Genomic DNA, 20,435 nt, shown 5'->3' with positions numbered 1-20,435 from the left:
GCCCGAAGTCATCGGTGTCGGGTCATCGGGGGCGGGCGGCGATCTCGAGCGCCCGCTCGGCGGCGGGCCGGGCGAGCTCGCGGTCGGCGAGGACGAGGCCGACGCGCGTACGCCGGTCCAGCAGGTCGTCGACGTCGGCGGCGCCCTCGTGGGTGACGCCGAAGAGCAGCTCGGCGAGGGTGACCGGGATGCCGTCGGCGACCGGGGCGAGCAGCTCCTCGTCACCCAGTCCGCTCACCTCGCGGGCGGCGGCCAGCACCAGCTCGGCGTCGGTGCCGTAGCGGCGGACCAGCCGGGGCGAGAGCTCCAGCCGGGCCAGCTCCTCGCGCGGAGCGGCGCCGAGCAGCGGCAGCCGGCGGGTGCGGCACGGCCTCGCGGCCAGGCCGGCTCCGGCGAGGGCGGCGTCCACGGCGTCCTCGGCCATCCGGCGGTACGTCGTGAGCTTGCCGCCGACCACGGTCACCACTCCGGTCCGGGAGGTGAGCACGGCGTGCTTGCGGGACAGGTCGGCGGTGGCGCCGCCGGGGGTGGCACCGTCGGCGCCGTCCGAGGACATGTCGAGCAACGGGCGCAGCCCGGCGAACGCGCCGACGACGTCGTCGCGGTGGAGCTGGCGGGCGAACGCGGCCGAGACGACGTCGAGCAGGAAGCCGATCTCGGGCTCCGACGGCTCGGGCACGTCCGGGACCGGACCCTCCACCGGCTCGTCGGTGAGGCCCACGTAGACGGTGCCGTCGGGCTGCGGCAGCACCAGCACGAAGCGGTTGGTCTCGCCCGGCACCGGCGCGAACACCGAGACCTGCAGCCCGGGCACGCTCTCGGCCCGGAGCACCAGGTGGGTGCCGCGGCTGGGCCGCAGGGTCACCTCGTCGACGAGGTCACCGGCCCAGACGCCGGCGGCGTTGACGACGCCGCGGGTGTGCACGGTCGAGGTCGCGCCGGTGAGCTCGTCGCGCAGCTCGACCTCGGTCCCGGTGGCCGACAGCACGCGGACGTGGGTGCGCACGTGGGCGCCGTACGACGCGGCGGTGCGCGCCACCGTGGTGACCAGCCGGGCGTCGTCCTCGAGCTGGCCGTCCCAGGACAGCAGGCCGCCGCGCAGGCCGGCGGGGCGCAGCGCGGGCGCCAGCCGGAGGGTCTCGGTGGCCGACAGCCGGCGCGGCCGGGGCAGCGTCTCGGGGTGGGTGCGGGCGCCGCGGCGCAGCGCGTCGCCGGCGAGCAGGCCGGCCCGGGTGACGCCGGCCTGGAGGCGGGTGACCGCGGAGTTCAGCGGCACCACCATGGGCATCGGCCGGGCGAGGTGGGGCGCGGTCACCTCCATCAGGATGCCCCGCTCGACCGCGCTCTCGTGGGCGACGCCGACCTGCCCCTTGGCCAGGTAGCGCAGCCCGCCGTGGACCATCTTGGAGGACCACCGGGAGGTGCCGAACGCCAGGTCGTGGGCGTCGACCGCCAGCACCCGGAGCCCACGGGTGGCCGCGTCGAGCGCGACCCCGGCGCCGGTGATCCCCAGCCCGACGACCACCAGGTCGACGTCCGTGGGTGCGTCGGCGAGCCCCGGGGTGATGCGCCGGGAGGCTGCGGCTCGGTCACCAACCGTGAGATCCCGGCTCCCGGACCTGCGGTTCCTGACCGGCTGCGTCATGGCAGCAGCGCCCGGGTCAGCAGCTCGGCGAGCTCGGCGTCGAGCTCGTCCGCGCTGACCGTGTCGTCGACCATGGTGTGGGTCGAGAGCACGAAGCCGTGGGTGGCGAGCACCAGGCTGCGGGCGATGGCCACCGGGTTGCCGGCGCGGACCGCCCCGGACTCCTGGCCCTGCCGGATCGCCGCCGCCACCATCTCCAGGATCGCGTCCTGGGAGCGGCCGCGGCGGGCGAGCAGGTAGGGCAGCAGCAGCTCGGGGTCGAGCTCGACGATGCGCAGGAACAGCTCGTTCTCCCGCAGGTTGCGCACCGACCCGACGAGGTCGCCGACCAGCCGGTCCACGGCCGACGCCTCGGGGTCCTCGGTGGCGACGATCGCGGCCACCACGCCGGCCCACTCCCGGGTCATCAGGTCGCCGAGCAGCTGCTGCATGTCGGACCAGGTGCGGTAGATCGTCATCCGGGACACCCCGGCCCGGCGCGCCACCTCGGTGAGCGTCGTACGCCGCCAGCCGAGGTCGAGGATGCAGTCCCGGGCGGCGTCGAGGTAGCCGTCCCTGGGGCCGGGCTCGTTCTCCCGCTGGTTGCTGCGCGGGCCCTCGGAGCCGTTGTGACGAAGTGACGTCATGTGTCACACTGTAACACGTGCCCCCCGAGAAGACCGCGGTCGAGATGCACCCCCAGCGCTGGGGCGATCCCGCCGCCGCCGCCCCCCTGCCCGAGGCCGCCCGCGGCCTGATCGAGATGGCCTTCGGCCTGGTCGAGCGACCCGCGGTGACGGCCGCCCCGCTGCCGGCCCCGGCGATCGAGCCGGCCCTGCTCGCGGGCCTGCGCGACCTGCTCGGCGCCGAGCACGTGCTCACCGACGACGACTCCCGCCGGCTGCGCACCCGCGGCAAGTCGACCCCGGACCTGCTGCGCGCCCGCGCCGGTGACCTGTCCGACGCGCCGGACGCCGTGGTCCGGCCCGGGGGTGCCGACGACGTCGCGGCCGTGATCGCGTTCGCGGTCGAGCACCACCTCGCGGTGGTGCCCTTCGGTGGCGGTACGTCGGTGACCGGCGGCCTGGCCGCGCGTCGGGACGGGTACGCCGGGCTGGTCAGCCTCGACCTGTGCCGGATGAAGCGGCTGGTCGACGTCGACCCCGTCTCGATGACCGCCACCCTGGAGCCCGGCCTGCGCGGCCCCGAGGCCGAGGCGCTGCTGGCCGAGCTCGGGCTGACCCTCGGCCACTACCCGCAGTCCTTCGAGTACGCCTCCATCGGCGGCTTCGCCGCGACCCGCTCCAGCGGCCAGTCCAGCGCCGGCTACGGCCGCTTCGACTCGCTGGTCGTCGGGCTCACCGTCGTCACCCCGAACGGCCCGCTGACCCTGGGCAGCGCCCCCGCCAACGCGGCCGGCCCCGACCTGCGGCAGCTGGTGCTCGGGTCCGAGGGCGCCTTCGGGGTCATCACGTCGGTGACGGTGCGGGTGCGCCGGCTGCCGGCGGTGAAGCTCTACGAGGGCTGGCGGTGGCCGTCGTTCAGCGCGGGCGCCGCCGCGATGCGCGCGCTGGCCCAGTCCGAGCTGCTGCCGACGGTCATCCGGCTCTCCGACGAGGCCGAGACCTCCCTGAACCTCGCCCGGCCCGACGAGATCGGCGGCAGCGGCGCCGGTGGCTGCCTGATGATCGCCGGCTTCGAGGGCGAGCGGGAGGCCGTCGCGGCCAGGCAGGCGGCCGCGACCGCGGTGCTCACCGGCCTCGGCGGCGAGTGGCTGGGGGAGGAGCCGGGCCTGGCCTGGGCGCACGGCCGCTTCCACGCGCCGTACCTGCGCGACGCGCTGCTCGACGTCGGCGTCCTCGTCGAGACCCTCGAGACCGCGACCTTCTGGTCGAACGCCGAGCGGCTGTACGCCGACGTGAAGGCCGCGCTCGAGTCGGCGCTCGGCGACCCGACGATGGTGCTCTGCCACGTCTCGCACGTCTACGAGACCGGTTGCTCGCTCTACTTCACGGTGGCGACCAGCGAGGGTGACGACCCAGTCGGGCGGTGGCTGACGGCGAAGGCCGCCGCCAGCGACGCGATGATCGCGGCCGGCGCGACGATCACCCACCACCACGCGGTCGGCACCGACCACAAGCCGTGGCTGGCCCAGGAGATCGGGCCGGTCGGGGTCGGCATCCTGCGCGCGGTCAAGGCCGAGCTCGACCCGACCGGGATCCTCAACCCGGGGGTCCTCATCCCATGAGCGCCCTGCCGCAGCCCGGGCCCCGCAGCTTCACCTTCCTGGTCAACCCCGCCTCCGGGGGCGGGGCCGCGCCCGACGCGGTGGTGCCGGTGGCCCGGCTGCTCCGCGAGGCCGGCGCCACGGTCGACGTGACCTACTCGCCCGGCCCGAAGGCGATGGTCTCGCTGGTCGGCGAGGCCGTCGGCCGGGGCGACGTGGTGGTGTCGGTCGGCGGCGACGGGATGCTCTCCTCGCTCGCCGGGCTGGTCGCCGACGGCGGCGGCACGCTCGCGGTGCTGCCCGCCGGACGGGGCAACGACTTCGCCCGGATGCTCGGGCTGCCCGCCGACCCCGTCGGCCAGGCGCGCCTGCTGCTCGAGGGCTCGGTGCGCCGGGTCGACCTGCTCTCGCTGTCCCTGCCCGGCGCTCCGCCGCGCGTGGTCGCGGGATCGGTCTACTCCGGCGTGGACGCCCGCGCCGCCGAGCTGGTGGACCGGGCGCACCGGCTGCCCCGGCGGCTGCAGTACCCGTACGCCGCGCTGCGGTCGCTGGCCACCTACCGGCCCGGCCGCTACCGGGTCTCGGTCGACGGCGTGGAGCGCGAGCACTCCGCCGCCACGGTCGTCGTCGCCAACTCCGCCTACTACGGCCAGGGCATGAAGATCGCGCCCGCGGCCGCGGTCGACGACGGGCGTCTCGACGTCGTCGTGATCGAGGCGGCCTCGCGCCTGGAGCTGATGCGCTCGCTGCCGAAGGTGTACGACGGCTCCCACGTCGCCCTGCCCGAGGTCACCGTCCTGACCGGCACCCGGGTCGAGCTGCGGGCCCGCTCCCGGATGCCCGTCCCGGTCGGTGGCGACGGCGAGCCGCTGGGCGTGCTGCCCGGTCTCGGCGACGACCCCGCCACCGTCGAGCTGCTGCCCGGCGCCCTGTCGATCGTGGCCTGACGCCGTAGGGCAGGCTCTTTCACCGGCTGACCGGGGCTGAAAGTGGAACTTGTCGGGGGAAGCGCCACCTGACAAGTTCCTGTTTCACCGGCTGGCGGGTGAAAGTGCCGGCTCCCATCAGGCCGGCGTGGTCAGCTCGTGAACGTCCAGACGAGCAGCTCGGTGGGCACGGCGGCGGTCAGCTCGAGACCCGGCTGGTCGGTGATCCGGAAGGCGTCGCCGTCGGCCAGCGGCTCGGCCAGCGAGGACCGGGTCAGGGCGCCGCGGGTCACGAAGACGTGCTGCCTCGGCTCGTCGGGGAGGGTGACGGTGGCGCCGCCGGGCAGCCGGGCCACCCAGAACGTCGCGGCGGCGCTGCCGATCCGCACCGTGGCGTCGGAGCGGTGTCCCGAGGCGACCGGCACCAGCTGCCCGTCGGGCAGGGTCACCCGCGCGGCGGCGTACGACGGCTCGATCCCGGGCACGTCGGGCGTCAGCCAGGCCTGCACGAAGCGGGTCGGCCCGGCGTCTGGCGCGGCCATCTCACGGTGCTCGATGCCGGACCCGGCCGACTGCACCTGCACGGTCCCGGGCCGGACCAGCGCCGCGGACCCGGTGCCGTCGGAGTGCTCCAGCGCCCCCTCCAGGACCCAGGTCACGATCTCCACGTCGGCGTGCCGGTGCTCCTCGAACCCGGCGCCCGCGCGGAGCCGGTGGTCGTCGTGGCAGACCAGCGGACCGAACCCGACGTTCCCGGGGTCGTAGTGCCCGCCGAAGGAGAACGAGTGCCGGGTGAGGCGTCCCTCATCTCGGGTACTGAAGCGTTCCGAACTCCGGCGGATCTCCACGGCCACGGGCACAATTGTGCCGTGCCCTCCCCCCAGCCGCCGCGCCGGTTCCCCGAGCTGCCCGCCGGCTTCCGTTTCGGCACCAGCACCGCGGCGTACCAGATCGAGGGGGCGGCCACCGAGGACGGCAGGGGCCCCAGCGTCTGGGACACCTTCTGCGCGCAGGAGGGGAGGATCGCCGACGGGTCCACCGGGGACGTGGCCTGCGACCACTACCACCGGTACGCCGAGGACGTGGCGCTGATGAGGCGCCTGGGCGCCGGCGGCTACCGCTTCTCGCTGTCCTGGCCGCGGATCCAGCCGACCGGCGCGGGCGCGCCGAACGAGAAGGGCCTCGACTTCTACGACCGGCTCATCGACTGCCTGCTCGAGTCCGGGGTGGAGCCGATGGTGACGCTCTTCCACTGGGACCTGCCGCAGGAGCTCGAGGACGACGGCGGCTGGCTGAACCGGGCCACGGTGGACCGGTTCGCCGAGTTCGCCGCGATCGTGGGGGAGCGGTACGCCGACCGGGTGGAGCACTGGATCCCGGTCAACGAGCCCAACGTGTTCTCGTTGCTCGGCTACGCCACCGGCGTGCACGCGCCCGGCCGCACCCTGATGTTCGACTCGCTGCCGGTCTCCCACCACCTGCTGCTCGGCCACGGCCGCGCGGCGATCGCGCTCCGGTCCGCCGGCGCGACCAGCATCGGCTGCGCCAACAACCACGCGCCGATGTGGCCGGCCAGCGACGACGAGGCCGACGTCGGGGCGACCAAGCTGTTCGACGCGCTGTGGAACGGCATGTACGTCGAGCCGATGCTGCTGGGTCGCTACCCCCGCGACCTGATGCCGCTGATGGAGGACGTCATCGCCGACGGCGACATGGCCACGATCCGCCAGCCGCTCGACTTCTACGGGGTCAACTACTACAACCCGATGAAGATCGCGGCCGCCGGCGAGGAGTCGGAGATGCCGTTCGCGTTCCCCGAGCTGGTCGGCTACCCGACCACGGACCTCGGCTGGCCGGTCGTCCCGGACGCCTTGCGGGAGTGGCTGATCACGCTACGGGCCCGCTACCGCGCCGCGCTGCCGCCGATCATGATCACCGAGTCGGGATGCGCCTACGGCACGGGCCCCGACGAGCACGGCGTCGTCGACGACCAGCCGCGCATCGACTACCTCGAGGCGCACCTGGACGCCGTCGCCACCGCGATCCGGCGCGGCGTGGACGTGCGCGGCTACTACACCTGGTCGCTGCTGGACAACTTCGAGTGGGCCGAGGGGTTGACCCAGCGGTTCGGGCTCGTGCACGTCGACTACGAGACCCAGAGGCGCACGCCGAAGCGGTCCTTCGACTGGTACGCCGCGATGATCGCCGCCCAGCCCAAGCACGCCGGCTGAGCGGCGCCGGGCAGCCGGTCAGCCCGTCAGTGCCTTCGCCAGCCGGCCCACGATCGTCTCGAGGCGCTCCGGGCTGGTGGCGAGGTTGAGCCGGGCGTGCCCGGCCAGCCCCGGCTGGTAGTCCGCGCCGGGGGCGACCCGGACGCCGTGCTCCAGCCCGGCCGCCGCCGGGTCGTCGTGGCCGTAGGCGCGCAGGTCGAGCCAGGCCAGGTACGTAGCCTCCAGCGGCCGCATCCGGGCCTCGGGCAGGTGGGCGGCGAGGAGGTCGGCCAGCAGCGCGCGCTGCTCGTCGAGCCGGCGCACCAGGGCGGCGTGCCAGTCGTCGCAGTCGCGCCACGACGCCACCGCCGCGATCATGCCGAGCGGCGAGTAGGCGTGGTTCTGCGGCAGCGGCACCCCCCGCAGCCGCGCCTGCTCGGCCGGGTCCAGGACGACGACCTGGGCGGTGTGCAGCCCGGCGGTGTTGAACGTCTTGGACGGGCTGGTCACCAGGATGCCGCGCTCGTCGACCGAGAGGTACGGCGTGAACACTGGGCCATTCGTCCTCTGGAGGCCCGGGAGCACCAGCGGCCCGTGGATCTCGTCGGCGACCACGCGGGCGTCGTACCGACGGGCCAGTGCGGCGAGCGCCTCCAGCTCCGCGCGTCGCGGCACCCGGCCGAGCGGGTTGTGCGGGTTGCAGAGCAGCAGCGTGCGGGCGCCCGCGCGGAACGCGTCCTCGATCGCCGCGAGGTCCAGCGCGGCGTCGGTCGCGTCCGGGTCGAGCTCGACCGCCACCATCTCCCGGCCCGCGATCGCGACCACGTCGCGGAACGGCGGGTAGCAGGGCAGGGGCACGACGACCGGTCCCGGTGGGCAGAGCACCTCGAGGACGAGCCGGATGCCGGCGATCACGTCCCCGACGACCACGGACGCGTCGTCGGGCGGCGACCAGCCCCAGTGCCGCTGCGCGAACCCGGCGAAGGTCGCGCCGACCCCGCCGTCCCCGAAGGGCGGGTAGCCGGCCGTGCCGCGGCGTACGGCGTCGGTCAGCGCGGCCACCACCGGTGGCGCCAGCGCGTAGTCCATCTCCGCCACCCAGGCCGGCACCACACCCGGCTCGACGGCGCCCCACTTCAGCGGCAGGGCGGCCCGTGCTTGCTCGTCGGTGAGATCAACGATCACGTGGCCGAGGCTAGCCGCGTGTCACAGGCCGGCGGCGACCCGCGTCCCCTGCTCGATCGCGCGCTTGGCGTCCAGCTCGGCGGCCACGTCGGCGCCGCCGACCAGGTGGACGTTCGAGCCGGCGGCGACCAGGTCGTCGTACAGGTGCCGCACCGACTCCTGGCCGGCGCACAGCACCACGTGGTCGACGTCCAGCACCTGCGACTCGCCGTCCACGGTGTAGTGCAGGCCCGCGTCGTCGACCCGGTCGTAGGTGACCCCGCTGACCTGCACCACGCCGGACTGCTTGAGCACCGCCCGGTGCGCCCAGCCCGAGGTCTTGCCGAGCCCGATGCCGATCGGGGTGGTCTTGCGCTGCAGCAGGGTGACGTCGCGGACCGGGGTGCGCGGCTTGCGCTCGGTCAGCCCGCCGGGGTGCACGCCGGGGTCGCCGACACCCCAGTGCGCCATCCAGTCGTCCAGGCCGTCGGCCGGGTCGTGGGTGAGGAAGTGGCTGACGTCCACGCCGATCCCGCCGGCGCCGATCACGGCCACCCGCCTGCCGGGGACGACCGCACCGCTGAGCACCTCGGCGTACGACGCGACCTTGGCGTGGTCGATGCCGTCGAGCTGCGGGGTCCGGCCGACCACGCCGGTCGCCACCACCACCTCGTCGTACGCCGCGAGGTCGGGCGCCGTGGCCTCGGTGTCGAGCCGGACGTCGACGCCGAGGACCTCGAGCCGGCGGGTGTAGTAGCGCAGCGTCTCGCGGAAGTCCTCCTTGCCGGGCACCTGCATCGCGAGCCGGAACTGCCCGCCCAGCTCGGGCGCCTTCTCGAACAGGGTGACGGCGAAGCCGCGCTCGGCGGCCGAGACCGCGGCCGCGAGCCCGGCCGGGCCGGCCCCGACCACGGCGACGGACCTCGCGCGGCGGGTCGGTCCCAGCTCGAGCGGCGCGAGGACGAGCGTGGTCTCCCGGCAGGCGCGCGGGTTCACCAGGCAGGACGCCTTGCGGTTCTGGAACACGTGGTCCAGGCACGCCTGGTTGCAGGCGATGCAGGTGTTGATCTCGTCGGCGCGGCCGGCGGCGGCCTTGGCGACGAAGTCGGGGTCGGCCAGCAGCGGGCGCGCCATCGAGACCAGGTCGGCCTCGCCGGCGGCCAGGATCGACTCGGCCGTCTCGGGGCTGTTGATCCGGTTCGAGGCACAGACCGGGACGGACACCTCGGCCTTGAGCCGCGCCGTCGCCCACCGCCAGGCCCCCTGCGGGACCTGGGTGATGATCGTCGGCACCCGCGCCTCGTGCCAGCCGATGCCGGTGTTGAGCACGGTGACGCCGGCCTCCTCGAGCCCGTGCGCGAGGTCGACGACCTCCTCCCAGGTCTGGCCGCCCTCGACCAGGTCGAGCAGCGAGATCCGGTAGACGATCGGGAAGTCGTCGCCGACCAGCTCCCGGGACCGGCGGACGACCTCCAGCGGGAACCGCATCCGCTTCTCCGCGGTGCCGCCCCACGCGTCGGTGCGGTCGTTGGTGCGGGCGGCGAGGAACTGGTTGACCAGGTACCCCTCCGAGCCCATGATCTCGACCGCGTCGTAGCCCGCCTTCCGGGCCAGTGCCACGCTCCGCGCGAAGTCGGTCGCGGTGCGGTCCACCGCCCGCGTCGACAGCGCGCTCGGCCGGAACGGCGTGATCGGGGACCTCTGCCGGGACGCCGAGACGCTGAGCGGGTGGTAGCCGTACCGTCCCGCGTGCAGCACCTGCAGCGCGATCGCGCCGCCCTCGTCGTGCACCGCCCCGGTGACCTCGCGGTGCCGCATCGCATGCAGCCGCGTGGTCATCTCCGAGGCGAACGGCTTGAGCCAGCCGCGCTTGTTGGGGGCGTAGCCGCCGGTGACGATCAGGCCGACGCCGCCGCGGGCGCGCTCGGCGAAGTACGCCGCCAGCGCCGGCAGGTCGCGGACCCGGTCCTCCAGACCGGTGTGCATCGAGCCCATCACCACGCGGTTGCGCAGCGTGAGGCCGCCCAGCTCGATCGGGGACAGCAGGTGGGGGTAGTTCATCGGGATTCCTCCGGCGATCGGGCTGGGTCTTCCGGTGATCGGGCTGGGTCTTCCGGTGATCGAGCCTGTCGAGATTCCAGGTACTCGGTGAGCCACTCGACCCAGAACCGCTCGAGGCGGATGCCGCCGCGCAGGACGAGGTACTGGTCGAGCTCGTGGCCGGTGAGGGCCTCGGGGTGGGGGTGGTCGCGCTTCTCCAGCTGCTCGTAGTGGGCGAGCCGGAGCCGGTGGTCGGCGAGGTTGGCGCGGACGACCTCGAGCACCGCCCCGCGGTCGCCGTACGACGCGCCACGCATCTTGACGGCCAGCTCGCTGCGCAGCGGCTCCATCGGGGTCGGCTCGGCGAGCCAGCCGGCAAGCACCCGCTCGCCGGCCGGCGAGACGGCGTACTCCTTCTTGTCCGGACGGCCGGACTGGGCGACCTCGGTGACGGTGACCCAGCCGTCGGCGTCCATCCGGGCCAGGACCCGGTAGATCTGCTGGTGCGTGGCGTGCCAGAAGAAGCCGATCGAGCGGCCGAACCGCTTCGCCAGCTCCAGCCCCGACGCGGGCTGCTCGCGCAGGGCGACCAGCAGCGCGTGTTCGAGGGCCATGCGCTCAGGATGCCCGACCTATGCAACGAGTTGCAATAGGGCGTCGATCACCACCAGCGGGGCAGGAGTGACGTCGATGGGCCATTGACCGGGCCTCGGGCCGGTGACGAGAGTCGAGACCATGGGCATCGCGCTGCTCGGGCCCCTGGACGTCGACGGCTCCCGCGCGGCGCTGGGAGCGCGGGACCGCGTGGTGCTGGCGGCCCTGGCCATGGGCCCGCGCCGCACGCTCACCGCGGAGCAGCTCGCCGACGCGGTCTGGGGAGCCTCGCCGCCGGCGTCGTGGCGCAAGAACCTGCAGAGCTGCATCGTGCGGCTGCGCCGGGTCCTCGGCGCGGACGCGATCGTGACGACGCCGCAGGGCTACCGGCTGGCCGTCCCGCACGACGACGTGGACGCCGACCTCTTCGAGCGGCTGGTGGCGCGTGGCCAGGAGCTGCTCACGCTCGGCGAGACCGAGCGGGCGGCGTACACGCTCGAGCGGGCCCTCGCGCTGTGGCGGGGGCCACCGCTCGCGGAGCTGGAGGAGTGGGAGCCGGGCCGGATCGAGGCGGAGCGGCTCGAGGAGCTGCGGTGCGAGGCGGAGGAGCACTGGGTCGACGCGTCGCTGCGGTCCGGCCACCACGGCGAGGTGCTGGCCCAAGCGCAGGCGATGGTGCGGGCCAGCCCGTTGCGGGAGCGGCGCTGGCAGCTGCTGGCGCTGGCGGAGTACCAGTGCGGCCGGCAGGGCGAGGCCCTGCAGACCCTGGCCGACCTCCGCCGGATGCTGGCCCAGGAGCTCGGCATCGACCCGGATCCCGGGAGCGCCGACCTCGAGCAGGCGATCCTGCGCCATGACCCGGTGCTCGACGTGCACCCGGCGGCGACCGCGGCGTCCGACCGCTCGCCGTACCCCGGGCTGAGCGCGTACGACGTCGCCGACGCCGAGGCGTTCTTCGGGCGGGAGCGGGACATCTCGGCCTGCCTCGACCGGCTGCGGACCACCGGCGTGCTGGCCGTCGTCGGGCCGTCCGGCACTGGGAAGTCCTCCCTGGTGCGCGCCGGCGTCGCGGCCTCCCTGCGCCGCGAGGGGTACGACGTGGAGGTCGTCACCCCCGGTCCCCGCCCGCTCGACGCCCTGCCCGCCCGGGGCCGGCCGCGGCGTCGTTCGGTCCTCGTCGTCGACCAGTGCGAGGAGGTGTTCACGCTCTGCGACGACCCGGCGGCGCGCACCGCCTTCCTGGACCGGGTCGTGGCGCGGGCCGGGAGCCCGGGCGACCCCGGCCTCGTGGTGGCCCTGCGCGCGGACCGGACGGGGGACCTCACGACGCACCAGGCCTGCGGCCGCCTCGTCGAGCGCGGCCTCTACCTGCTCGCGTCCATGCGCGAGGACGACCTCCGCGCCGCGATCGAGGGGCCGGCCCGCCAGGCCGGCCTCGTCGTCGAGCCGGGCCTCGTCGACCTGCTGCTGCGCGAGGTCGAGGGGGAGCCGGCCGCGCTGCCGCTGCTCTCGCACAGCCTGCGCGAGACCTGGCTGCGCCGCGAGGGCCGGTCCCTGACCGTGGCCGGCTACCGGGCCTCCGGCGGCATCCGGGAGGCGGTGGCCCGCACCGCGGAGGACGTCTACACGCGGCTCGACGTCCACCAGCGCGACCCGCTGCGTGACCTGCTGCGGCGCCTGGTGGCGCCCGGCCCGGACGGGCAGCCGGTGCTGTCGCGGGTGCCGCTGCGGCTGGTGACCGCCGACCCGGTCCAGGCCGCGATCGTGGACACGCTGATCCGCTCCCGCATCCTGAGCAGCGACGAGGTCTCCGTCGCGCTGACCCACGAGGCGATCGTGCGCGCCTGGCCGCGGCTGCGCCGCTGGCTGGACGAGGACCTCGAGGGCCGGCGGATCCTGCACCACCTCGCCGGCGCCGCGGACGCGTGGGACCGGCTCGGCCGCCCGGCGAGCGACCTCTACCGCGGGGCCCGGCTCCAGCAGGCGCTCGAGTGGTGCGGCCGGGAGCGCCCCGAGCTCGCGCCCGCCGAGCGGGACTTCCTCGAGTCCGGCTGGCGGCTGGCCGAGACCGAGGAGCAGTCGGAGCTGCGGCAGGCCCGCGAGCAGTCCCGGATGATCCACCGGCTGCGGCTGGTCCTGGCCGGGGCGCTGGTCCTCCTGCTCGCGGCGCTGGCGGCGACCGTCTACGCGGCGCACCAGGGCCGGGTCGCGGACCGGAGCGCGAGCCGGGCCCGAGCCGCGGAGGTCGATGCGGTCGCCCGCGGGGCGGGTGCGAACGCCCTGGTGACGCGGGACGTCGACGAGTCGCTGCTGCTCGCGGTGGCCGGCGTACGCCTCGACGACTCGGTCGACACCCGCAACAGCCTGCTGGCGGCCATCGGCAGGTATCCCGCCCTCTTCGCCTCGACGCCGATGCCGGGGCAGGCGCAGGTGCTGCGGCTCGACGTCAGCCCGGACGGGGAGCGCGTCGCCACGATGGACGACCGGCACCGCGTCCGGCTGTTCGACGTCGACAGCGGTGCCCTGCTGGCGCAGCGGCAGGCGGGGGTGGAGCTGGCCGACGCGACCGTGCGCGAACGGCTCCTGGCGTTCTCCCCGGGGGGCCGCACCCTGGCCGTGGGGCTCACCGCGACGCGCGGGCCGTCGGTGGAGCTGCTGGACGCGCGGACGCTGCGCCCGCAGGGCGCGGGCCTCGCGGGGGCCGGCACTCAGGGCTGGCTGGTGACCGACCTGTCGTTCAGCCAGGACGGGCGGCACCTGGCAGCCGGGGTGCGGCGTGTCGGTGCCGCTGGGTCGGGATCGGGGGCGCCCTCGGCCGCGGCCCTGGTCTGGGACCTGCGCCGCGGCGGCGGTCCGGCCACGGTCGACCTGCACGGCGCGAGCTGGCAGTCCGTGGCGCTGAGCCCGGACGGGAGGGTGCTCTACACGACCACGCCGCTGGTCCGGCACGACCTCGTCGGCGGAGGGTCTCGGGTGCTCGGCGCCTCCGGCCTCGACAATCTGTCGATGAGCCCGGACGGCCGGCTGCTGGCCGGGGTGGAGGGTGGTCACGCCGTGCTCCGGGACGGTCGGTCGGGGCGCCTGGTGACCCGCCTGCGCAGCGGCCTGGACGTCGCCCAGGTGCGCTTCTCCACGGACGGTCGCCGGCTCGCCCTGGTGGAGTGGAACGAGCGCCAGGTCGAGATCTGGCAGGTCGCGGCCGACCGCCCCAGGCGGCTGACCACGGTCGCGCTGGACCGCGGGTCGTTCCGGGCCGTGGACTTCTCGGGCGACGCGTCGTACCTCGTGTCGACCAGCGGAGCGTCCACGCTGCGGCGGTGGGACCTCACCGGGCAGCGGCACTACGTCCGCCGTGGCAGCCAGCCGGACCGGCGCGTCCTCGGGGGGTTCGGCGACGTGGCCCCCGACGGCGAGCGCGAGGTGTTCCTGCCCTTCGAGGGGGGCGGCTTCGGCTTCCGGGACCTGGAGTCCGGGGCCGAGACCCGGGTGGTCCCCTGGGGGGAGGGCTTCCGGCACACGCTGGGCACCTGGCACCCGGACGGGATCCACTACGCCACGGCCGTGGGGGACCGGCTGCGGGTCTGGGACGTGCGCTCCGCCCGGAGGGTGGACGGCGCCCGGCTGCCCTCGCGGCGGGTCACCGAGATCGACTACACCCCCGACGGGTCGCGGCTCGCCGTGGCCGAGCTGAGCGGCCGGGTCTCGATGCTGGCGACCTCGACCTGGGAGCCGGTGGGCCGACCGGTCGAGGTGGGGGAGCCCGTGTCCTGGGTGCAGGTCGCCCCCGACGACCGCACGGCGGTGGTGCTGACGGGCGGACCGAGCGGGAACGACCTCTGGATCGACGCCGCCTCCGGCTGGGCCGTGCTCGACCTCGAGCAGGGGAGGGTCGTGCGCCGGGGCGACCTGGGCTTCGCCGACACCAGCTGGCTGGGCCTGTCCCCGGACGGCCGCTACGCGGCGATCACCGGCGGCAGCCCGGCCGAGCGGCTGGACCCGACCGGCACCGACGGCAGGCTGGCGGTCATCGACCTGCGCACCGGCCGCCTGGTGCGCACCCCGGTCGTGGCCCACGCCGGTGCTGCCTGGCAGCTGGACTACTCCCCGGACGGGTCGCGCATCGTGACGGCCGGCCTGGACGGCACCGTCGCCCTCTGGGACGCCGAGGCGGGCACCCTGCTCAGCCGGGTCGAGATCGAGGGCCGTCCCTTCGTGGGCGTGGCGTTCCTGCCCGACGGACGCTCCGCCCGGGCCGTGGAGTGGGGGACCGGCCGGACCTGGATCTGGGACCTGAGCGCCCGGAGCGCCCTGTACTACGCCTGTCGGGCCGCCGGCCGCGAGCTCACCCTCGAGGAGTGGCGCGAGCACTTCGGCGACCGGCCGTACGAGCGCGTCTGCGAGAGCTGACCGGCGGGACACCCGGCGGGATACCCGGCGGATACCGGTGCGGGGCCGGGCGCATACCCGGTCCTGGCAGACCTGGAGGCAGCCGCGGAGCATCCGGCTCCGCCTGTCGAAGGACCCGTCATGAACCGCTACTCGTTGAGGGCCGACTCCCGCCGCTGGTGGTGGCCGGCCGGAGCCGCCGGTGTCGCCGCCTCGGCAGTGCTCGCGGTCTCGCTGCTGGCCACGCCGTCCACCTCCTCCGTCGGTCCGCAGCCGGTCGGGGAGCTCCAGCGCGGGTACGCGCACATCCCGACCGACGACGTCCAGCGCGGGTACGCGCACATCCCGTACCGCCGCTGCCCGCCGCCGCCGGACCCGGCGTACGTCGGGGTCCCGTGGGTCGCGCACACCGACGAGTGCCCGACGCTGGCCCACTGGTGGACCTACGTGCGCTGACCTTGACCTATACCCCTAGGGGGTATATGTTCCCGTGCCATGAACTCCTCCTGGAAGATGGCCGTCACCGCGACCCTGCACTGCCTCACCGGCTGTGCCATCGGTGAGGTGCTCGGCATGGTGCTGGCGACCTGGTGGGGCTGGGGCAACCGGGCGAGCGTGGTGCTGTCGGTCGCCCTGGCGTTCTTCTTCGGCTACCTGCTGACCTTCACCGGCGTACGTCGTGCCGGGCTGGACGTGCCGACCGCGGTCCGCACCGCGCTGGCCGCCGACACCGTCTCGATCCTCACCATGGAGGTCGTCGACAACGGGTTCCTGGTGCTGTGGCCGGGCGCGATGGACGCCACGCTGGCCGACCTGCTGTTCTGGGTCACGCTCGCGGCGTCGCTGGCGATCGCCTTCGTGGTCACGGTGCCGGTCAACCACTGGATGATCGGGCGCGGCAAGGGACACGCGGTGGTCCACGAGATGCACCAGATGGATGAGCACACGCACCACTGAAACCGTAGAATTTGCCCATGAGCCTGCGTGGATCCGTCGTCACCCTGCCGTTGCTGCTGCCGGTTCTCCTGGGTGCCGCCGCCTGCGCGCCCTCGGACGAGAGCCCGACCGCCTCCGACTCGAGCACCGGCGCGGCCTCCTGCGCCAAGGCCGACCTGCCGCTCCGCGAGCCCGGCACCCTCACGATCGGCACCGACTCCCCGGCGTACGACCCGTGGTTCAGCAACAACGACCCGACCAACGGGAAGGGCTACGAGTCGGCGGTGGCGTACGCCGTGGCGGACCAGCTCGGGTTCTCCCGGGACGAGGTCACCTGGGTGAAGGTGCCGTTCAACAGCTCCTACAAGCCCGGGCCGAAGGACTTCGACTTCGACATCAACCAGATCTCCATCACGCCCGCCCGGGCCCAGGTCGTCGACTTCTCCGACGGCTACTACGCGGCGTCGCAGGCGGTGATCGCGCTCAAGGGCACGCCGGGTGCCGAGGCCACCAGCCTCGACGACCTGAAGGGCCTGCGGCTCGGGGCGCAGACCGGGACCACCTCGCTGACCGCGATCCGCGACGTGATCCAGCCCGACCAGGACCCCGCCGTCTTCGAGGACACCAACGCGGCCAAGCAGGCGCTGCAGAACGACCAGGTCGACGCGATCCTCGCCGACCTCCCGACCGCGTTCTACATCAGCGCCGTCGAGATCCCGAACAGCACGATCGTCGGGCAGTTCCAGCCCGAGACCGGGCAGCAGGAGGAGTTCGGCATGCTCTTCGAGAAGGGCAGCGGGCTGGTGCCCTGCGTCAACGACGCGCTCGCGACGCTCCGGAGCGACGGCACCCTCGACGACCTGGAGAAGAAGTGGCTCTCCGACGTCGTCGACGTGCCGACGCTGCAGTGAGCGACTCCTCCGCCTGGTCGCCGAGTCCGCGGGAGCTGGAGCGCCGGCTGCTGCGGCGCCGGCTGCGGCTGCGGTCGACGCTGATCGCCGCGACCGCCCTCGTCGTCGTGTTCGTGGGGCTGGCGGTGCTGGTGGTCACCTCGCCGGGGTGGGACCGGGTCCGCGAGGCGTTCTTCAACGGCCACCACGCGCGCGCCTCGCTGCCGGAGATCCGGGACGCCTTCTGGCTGAACGTGAAGATGTTCATGATCGCCGAGCCGCTGATCCTGGTGCTGGCGCTGTCCCTCGCGATCGCCCGCAGCGCCCGGTCGCCCTGGCTGGTCCCGCTGCGCGTCGCCGCGGTCGGCTACACCGACGTGATCCGCGGGATCCCGACGATCCTGCTGATCCTGCTGCTCGGCTTCGGCATGCCCGGCCTGCGGCTGCAGGGGGTCCCCAACAGTCCGTTCTTCTGGGCCACCACCGCCCTGGTCATCTCCTACAGCGCCTACGTCGCCGAGGTCTTCCGGTCCGGCATCGAGTCGATCCATCCCTCGCAGCTCGCCAGCGCCGAGGCGCTCGGGCTCGGGCGCGCGCAGACGATGCGCTTCGTGGTGGTCCCGCAGGCGGTGCGCCGCGTCGTACCCCCGCTGCTCAACGACTTCGTCTCGCTCCAGAAGGACACGGCGCTGGCGTCCACGCTCGGGGTGTTCGAGGCGGTCTTCGTCGCCCGCGACTACACCAACTACAACTTCAACTACACGCCGTACGTCGTGGTCGCGCTGTTCTTCGTGGCGCTGACGATCCCGCTGGCCAGGTTCACCGACTGGCTCGGACGGCGCTACGCCGAGCGCGAGCGGGCGGGGGCGCGATGAGCCGCCCCGCCGGGGCGGCCCCCGCCGACCTGGCCCCCTCCGAGACGTCGCTGCTCGAGGTGAGCGACCTGCGCAAGTCGTACGGCGAGCGCGTGGTGCTCGCCGACGTCGACCTGGTCGTGCGGCCCCATGACGTGGTCTGCCTGATCGGCTCGTCGGGCTCGGGCAAGTCGACGCTGCTGCGCTGCCTGAACCTGCTCGAGGACATCGACGACGGCGTGATCCGCTTCGACGGACGGGAGATCTCCGACCCCCGGGTCGACCGGCGGGCGGTGCGCAGCCGGATGGGCATGGTCTTCCAGGCCTACAACCTGTTCCCGCACCTGACCGTGCTGGAGAACTGCACGCTCGCGCCCCGGCGGGTGCACGGCCTGTCGCGGGCCGAGGCGGAGGCCCGGGCCCGGGCGCTGCTGGAGCAGTTCGGCCTCTCCGACCAGGCCGGCAAGCATCCCGACCGGCTCTCGGGCGGCCAGCAGCAGCGGGCCGCGCTGGTGCGGGCGCTGTGCACGTCGCCCACCCTGCTGCTGCTCGACGAGATCACCGCCGCGCTCGACCCCGAGCTGGTCGGCGAGGTGCTGACCATCGTGCGCGACCTGGCCGAGCAGGGCACCACGATGATCCTGGCCACCCACGAGATGAGCTTCGCCCGCGAGGTCGCCACCAGCGTGTGCTTCCTGCACGAGGGCCGGATCCTCGAGCAGGGGCCGCCCGACCAGATCCTCACTGCTCCGCGCGAGGCCCGGACGCGGCAGTTCCTGCGGCGGGTGCTGCCGGGCTGAGCTGGCCGGCCGGCCGGGCGTGCCCACGGCTGCTGCTGCGGCGGCGGCCCGCGAGTGGCGGTGAGCTGGCCACCGAATGGGTTGCCGGAATGGTGGCTGGTTCACCGCTGGTCGGGCGGGGCTGGGGGTGGCGGTGAGCTGGCCACCGAATGGGTTGCCGGAATGGTGGCTGGTTCACCGCTGGTCGGGCGGGGCTGGGGGTGGCGGTGAGCTGGCCACCGAATGGGTTGCCGCAACGGTGGCTAGTTCACCGCCCGGTGGTTGCGCGGGCCGACGGCCGCCGAGACGGGAGCGAACAGCAGCCGCCACTGTTCGCCGAACTCCGGCGGCGGCCCGTCGTACCCGTTGGCCACCAGCGCCCGGAACACCTCGCCCACCAGGGTGCGGGCGTGGGCGAGCTTCTCGTGGGTCACCTGGACGTAGGTGATCTGCGCACCGCGCATGAGGGCGTAGCGGTCCAGGTCGGCGACGTACTGCTCCCGCTCCTCCTGGTGCTGCGAGCCCTCGTACTCGACCACCGTCCGCCAGCGTCGGTAGACCAGGTCGCCGATGACGGTCACGTTCTCACCGACCGGGACAGAGGTGTTGACATCAGGGGGCTGCAGGCCTGAGAACTCGAGGACCGAGCGTGTCTCCGACTCCTTCAGTGACCGTGCGCGGGCATCGAGGTGGTCGAGGATCCACACCGCTTCGTGTGCACCCTCGCGCCACGGTGCGGAGAGCGCGAGCGCGCGCACCTCCTCCACGGTGATGTGGCCGTGGTGCAACAACCAGTCGCCGATCTTGATCAGGTCGATCACCCGGGCTCGCGCGGCGTAGGAGATGAACGCGGCGGCGGGTGTCACACCGACGTCGTCGGTCGGCGCGAGCTTCCGGGTGCGATGGAGGAAGACGCCCTCGATGGCCGCGTGGTGGTCGCCCTCGACCACGAAGCGCAGGGGCCACTGCGACCCGAAGTCCAGGCCGAGCTGCCGCAGACGGCTGAGGCCGGTCAGGTGCGCGGAGTCCGGGAGTGCGAGCCGGGCCGCCTCGACCCAGTCCGGCTCCGTCAGCTCGTGGTCCACGTGACGCCAGACCCCGGGGAACACGCGGACGAACCTCCGGCCCTCGAGCATGCGAGAGGTGAGGCCTGCCGCGAGAGCCTGCTGGCGGGTGAAGGGTCCGGCCCTGAGGGCCTCGGGGACAGCTCGCATGCGTCGATGCCACCGGTCACCGGGGACGGAAGAGACCGGGGTCGGGGGCCGCTGTGGACGGCGGTGCGGTGCCGCAGCCTGTGGACAGTCGCCGGCGCGGTCTGGGGCGGTGGGTGAGCCACCGATTCGGCGGCCTGAATGGTGGCCAGCTCACCGCTGCGGGCGGGGGTCGGTGTCGGGCGGTGGGTGAGCCACCGATTGGGCGGCCTGAACGGTGGCCAGCTCACCGCTGCGGGCGGGGGTCGGTGTCGGGCGGTGGGTGAGCCACCGATTCGGCGGCGCAAATGGTGGCCAGCTCACCGCTGCGGGCGGGGGTCGGTGTCGGGCGGTGGGTGAGCCACCGATTCGGCGGCCTGAACGGTGGCCAGCTCACCGCTGCGGGCGGGGGTCGGTGCCGGGCGGTGGGTGAGCCACCGATTGGGCGGCCTGAATGGTGGCCAGCTCACCGCTGCGGGCGGGGGTCGGTGTCGGGCGGTGGGTGAGCCACCGATTCGGCGGCCTGAACGGTGGCCAGCTCACCGCCAGCGGCGCCACCCGCGTCCCCCGCGACAGCTGCGCCACCCTCCCGACCGTGACAGCGCCAATGTCATG

Annotated in this window: 16 protein-coding genes; 9 read left to right on the top strand and 7 right to left on the bottom strand. The window is 74.2% G+C overall.

Going from position 1 to position 20,435, the window contains the following annotated elements; genetic code table 11:
- Window positions 1–22: 22 nt before the first annotated feature.
- Together ABD268_RS15255 and ABD268_RS15250 are read right to left on the bottom strand one after the other, a co-directional pair.
- Entirely contained in the window at window positions 23–1,645 is a 1,623-nt protein-coding gene (locus ABD268_RS15255) for a glycerol-3-phosphate dehydrogenase/oxidase (RefSeq protein WP_344153915.1), read from the bottom strand.
- Window positions 1,642–2,271, bottom strand: a complete 630-nt coding sequence (locus tag ABD268_RS15250) for a TetR/AcrR family transcriptional regulator (RefSeq protein WP_344153912.1) — start codon at window positions 2,269–2,271, stop codon at window positions 1,642–1,644. Before ABD268_RS15250 ends, ABD268_RS15255 begins: the two co-directional genes overlap by 4 nt.
- 17 nt (window positions 2,272–2,288) lie before the next feature.
- Here ABD268_RS15250 and ABD268_RS15245 point away from each other — a divergent pair, with 17 nt between their 5' ends.
- Together ABD268_RS15245 and ABD268_RS15240 are read left to right on the top strand one after the other, a co-directional pair.
- Window positions 2,289–3,872 (top strand): FAD-binding oxidoreductase, encoded by a 1,584-nt coding sequence (locus tag ABD268_RS15245; RefSeq protein ID WP_344153909.1) that lies wholly within the window; start codon window positions 2,289–2,291, stop codon window positions 3,870–3,872.
- Window positions 3,869–4,798: a diacylglycerol/lipid kinase family protein gene (locus ABD268_RS15240; protein ID WP_344153906.1), complete on the top strand. Its 930-nt coding sequence runs from the start codon at window positions 3,869–3,871 to the stop codon at window positions 4,796–4,798. Before ABD268_RS15245 ends, ABD268_RS15240 begins: the two co-directional genes overlap by 4 nt.
- Window positions 4,799–4,929: 131 nt before the next feature.
- Here ABD268_RS15240 and ABD268_RS15235 read toward each other — a convergent pair whose 3' ends face one another.
- Complete coding sequence (locus tag ABD268_RS15235) at window positions 4,930–5,631, bottom strand: pirin family protein (protein WP_344153903.1); 702 nt, start codon at window positions 5,629–5,631, stop codon at window positions 4,930–4,932.
- A 15-nt stretch (window positions 5,632–5,646) separates the two neighbouring features.
- Between ABD268_RS15235 and ABD268_RS15230 the strand changes: the two genes are divergently transcribed.
- The gene (locus tag ABD268_RS15230; RefSeq protein WP_344153900.1) at window positions 5,647–7,008 is read left to right on the top strand and encodes a GH1 family beta-glucosidase; all 1,362 of its coding nucleotides are present in this window, start codon (window positions 5,647–5,649) and stop codon (window positions 7,006–7,008) included.
- An 18-nt stretch (window positions 7,009–7,026) separates the two neighbouring features.
- On the opposite strand, the gene ABD268_RS15225 is transcribed toward ABD268_RS15230, so the two are convergent.
- Genes ABD268_RS15225 through ABD268_RS15215 form a run of 3 tightly spaced genes read right to left on the bottom strand, consistent with a single transcriptional unit; the run spans window position 7,027 to window position 10,805 of the window.
- On the bottom strand, window positions 7,027–8,172 hold the full coding sequence (locus tag ABD268_RS15225) for an aminotransferase class I/II-fold pyridoxal phosphate-dependent enzyme (RefSeq protein WP_344153897.1): 1,146 nt from the start codon (window positions 8,170–8,172) through the stop codon (window positions 7,027–7,029).
- 21 nt (window positions 8,173–8,193) lie between these two features.
- Window positions 8,194–10,212 (bottom strand): oxidoreductase, encoded by a 2,019-nt coding sequence (locus ABD268_RS15220; RefSeq protein ID WP_344153894.1) that lies wholly within the window; start codon window positions 10,210–10,212, stop codon window positions 8,194–8,196.
- A complete protein-coding gene (locus ABD268_RS15215; protein WP_344153892.1) occupies window positions 10,209–10,805 on the bottom strand; it encodes a PadR family transcriptional regulator in 597 nt (198 codons plus the stop codon). The genes ABD268_RS15220 and ABD268_RS15215 overlap by 4 nt, the downstream gene beginning before the upstream one ends.
- A gap of 121 nt (window positions 10,806–10,926) precedes the next feature.
- On the opposite strand from ABD268_RS15215, the gene ABD268_RS15210 reads away from it, so the two are divergent.
- The 6 genes from ABD268_RS15210 to ABD268_RS15185 all read left to right on the top strand — a co-directional run bounded on the left by ABD268_RS15210 (window position 10,927) and on the right by ABD268_RS15185 (window position 18,651).
- Complete coding sequence (locus ABD268_RS15210; protein ID WP_344153890.1) at window positions 10,927–15,192, top strand: nSTAND1 domain-containing NTPase; 4,266 nt, start codon at window positions 10,927–10,929, stop codon at window positions 15,190–15,192.
- Between the two features lie 120 nt (window positions 15,193–15,312).
- Window positions 15,313–15,627: a hypothetical protein gene (locus ABD268_RS15205; RefSeq protein WP_344153888.1), complete on the top strand. Its 315-nt coding sequence runs from the start codon at window positions 15,313–15,315 to the stop codon at window positions 15,625–15,627.
- Between the two features lie 39 nt (window positions 15,628–15,666).
- Window positions 15,667–16,128, top strand: a complete 462-nt coding sequence (locus tag ABD268_RS15200; protein ID WP_344153886.1) for a DUF4396 domain-containing protein — start codon at window positions 15,667–15,669, stop codon at window positions 16,126–16,128.
- A gap of 17 nt (window positions 16,129–16,145) precedes the next feature.
- On the top strand, window positions 16,146–17,018 hold the full coding sequence (locus ABD268_RS15195) for an ABC transporter substrate-binding protein (protein WP_344153884.1): 873 nt from the start codon (window positions 16,146–16,148) through the stop codon (window positions 17,016–17,018).
- Window positions 17,015–17,872, top strand: a complete 858-nt coding sequence (locus ABD268_RS15190; RefSeq protein ID WP_344153881.1) for an amino acid ABC transporter permease — start codon at window positions 17,015–17,017, stop codon at window positions 17,870–17,872. Before ABD268_RS15195 ends, ABD268_RS15190 begins: the two co-directional genes overlap by 4 nt.
- On the top strand, window positions 17,869–18,651 hold the full coding sequence (locus tag ABD268_RS15185; RefSeq protein ID WP_344153878.1) for an amino acid ABC transporter ATP-binding protein: 783 nt from the start codon (window positions 17,869–17,871) through the stop codon (window positions 18,649–18,651). Before ABD268_RS15190 ends, ABD268_RS15185 begins: the two co-directional genes overlap by 4 nt.
- A gap of 242 nt (window positions 18,652–18,893) precedes the next feature.
- On the opposite strand, the gene ABD268_RS15180 is transcribed toward ABD268_RS15185, so the two are convergent.
- Window positions 18,894–19,844, bottom strand: coding sequence for a hypothetical protein (locus ABD268_RS15180; RefSeq protein WP_344153875.1), 951 nt, complete (start codon window positions 19,842–19,844; stop codon window positions 18,894–18,896).
- Window positions 19,845–20,435 lie beyond the last annotated feature (591 nt).

Origin of the sequence: Nocardioides koreensis (genome assembly GCF_039531775.1) — a bacterium.
Lineage (GTDB): Bacteria > Actinomycetota > Actinomycetes > Propionibacteriales > Nocardioidaceae > Nocardioides > Nocardioides koreensis.
This window is presented reverse-complemented; position numbering and strand designations above follow the sequence as displayed.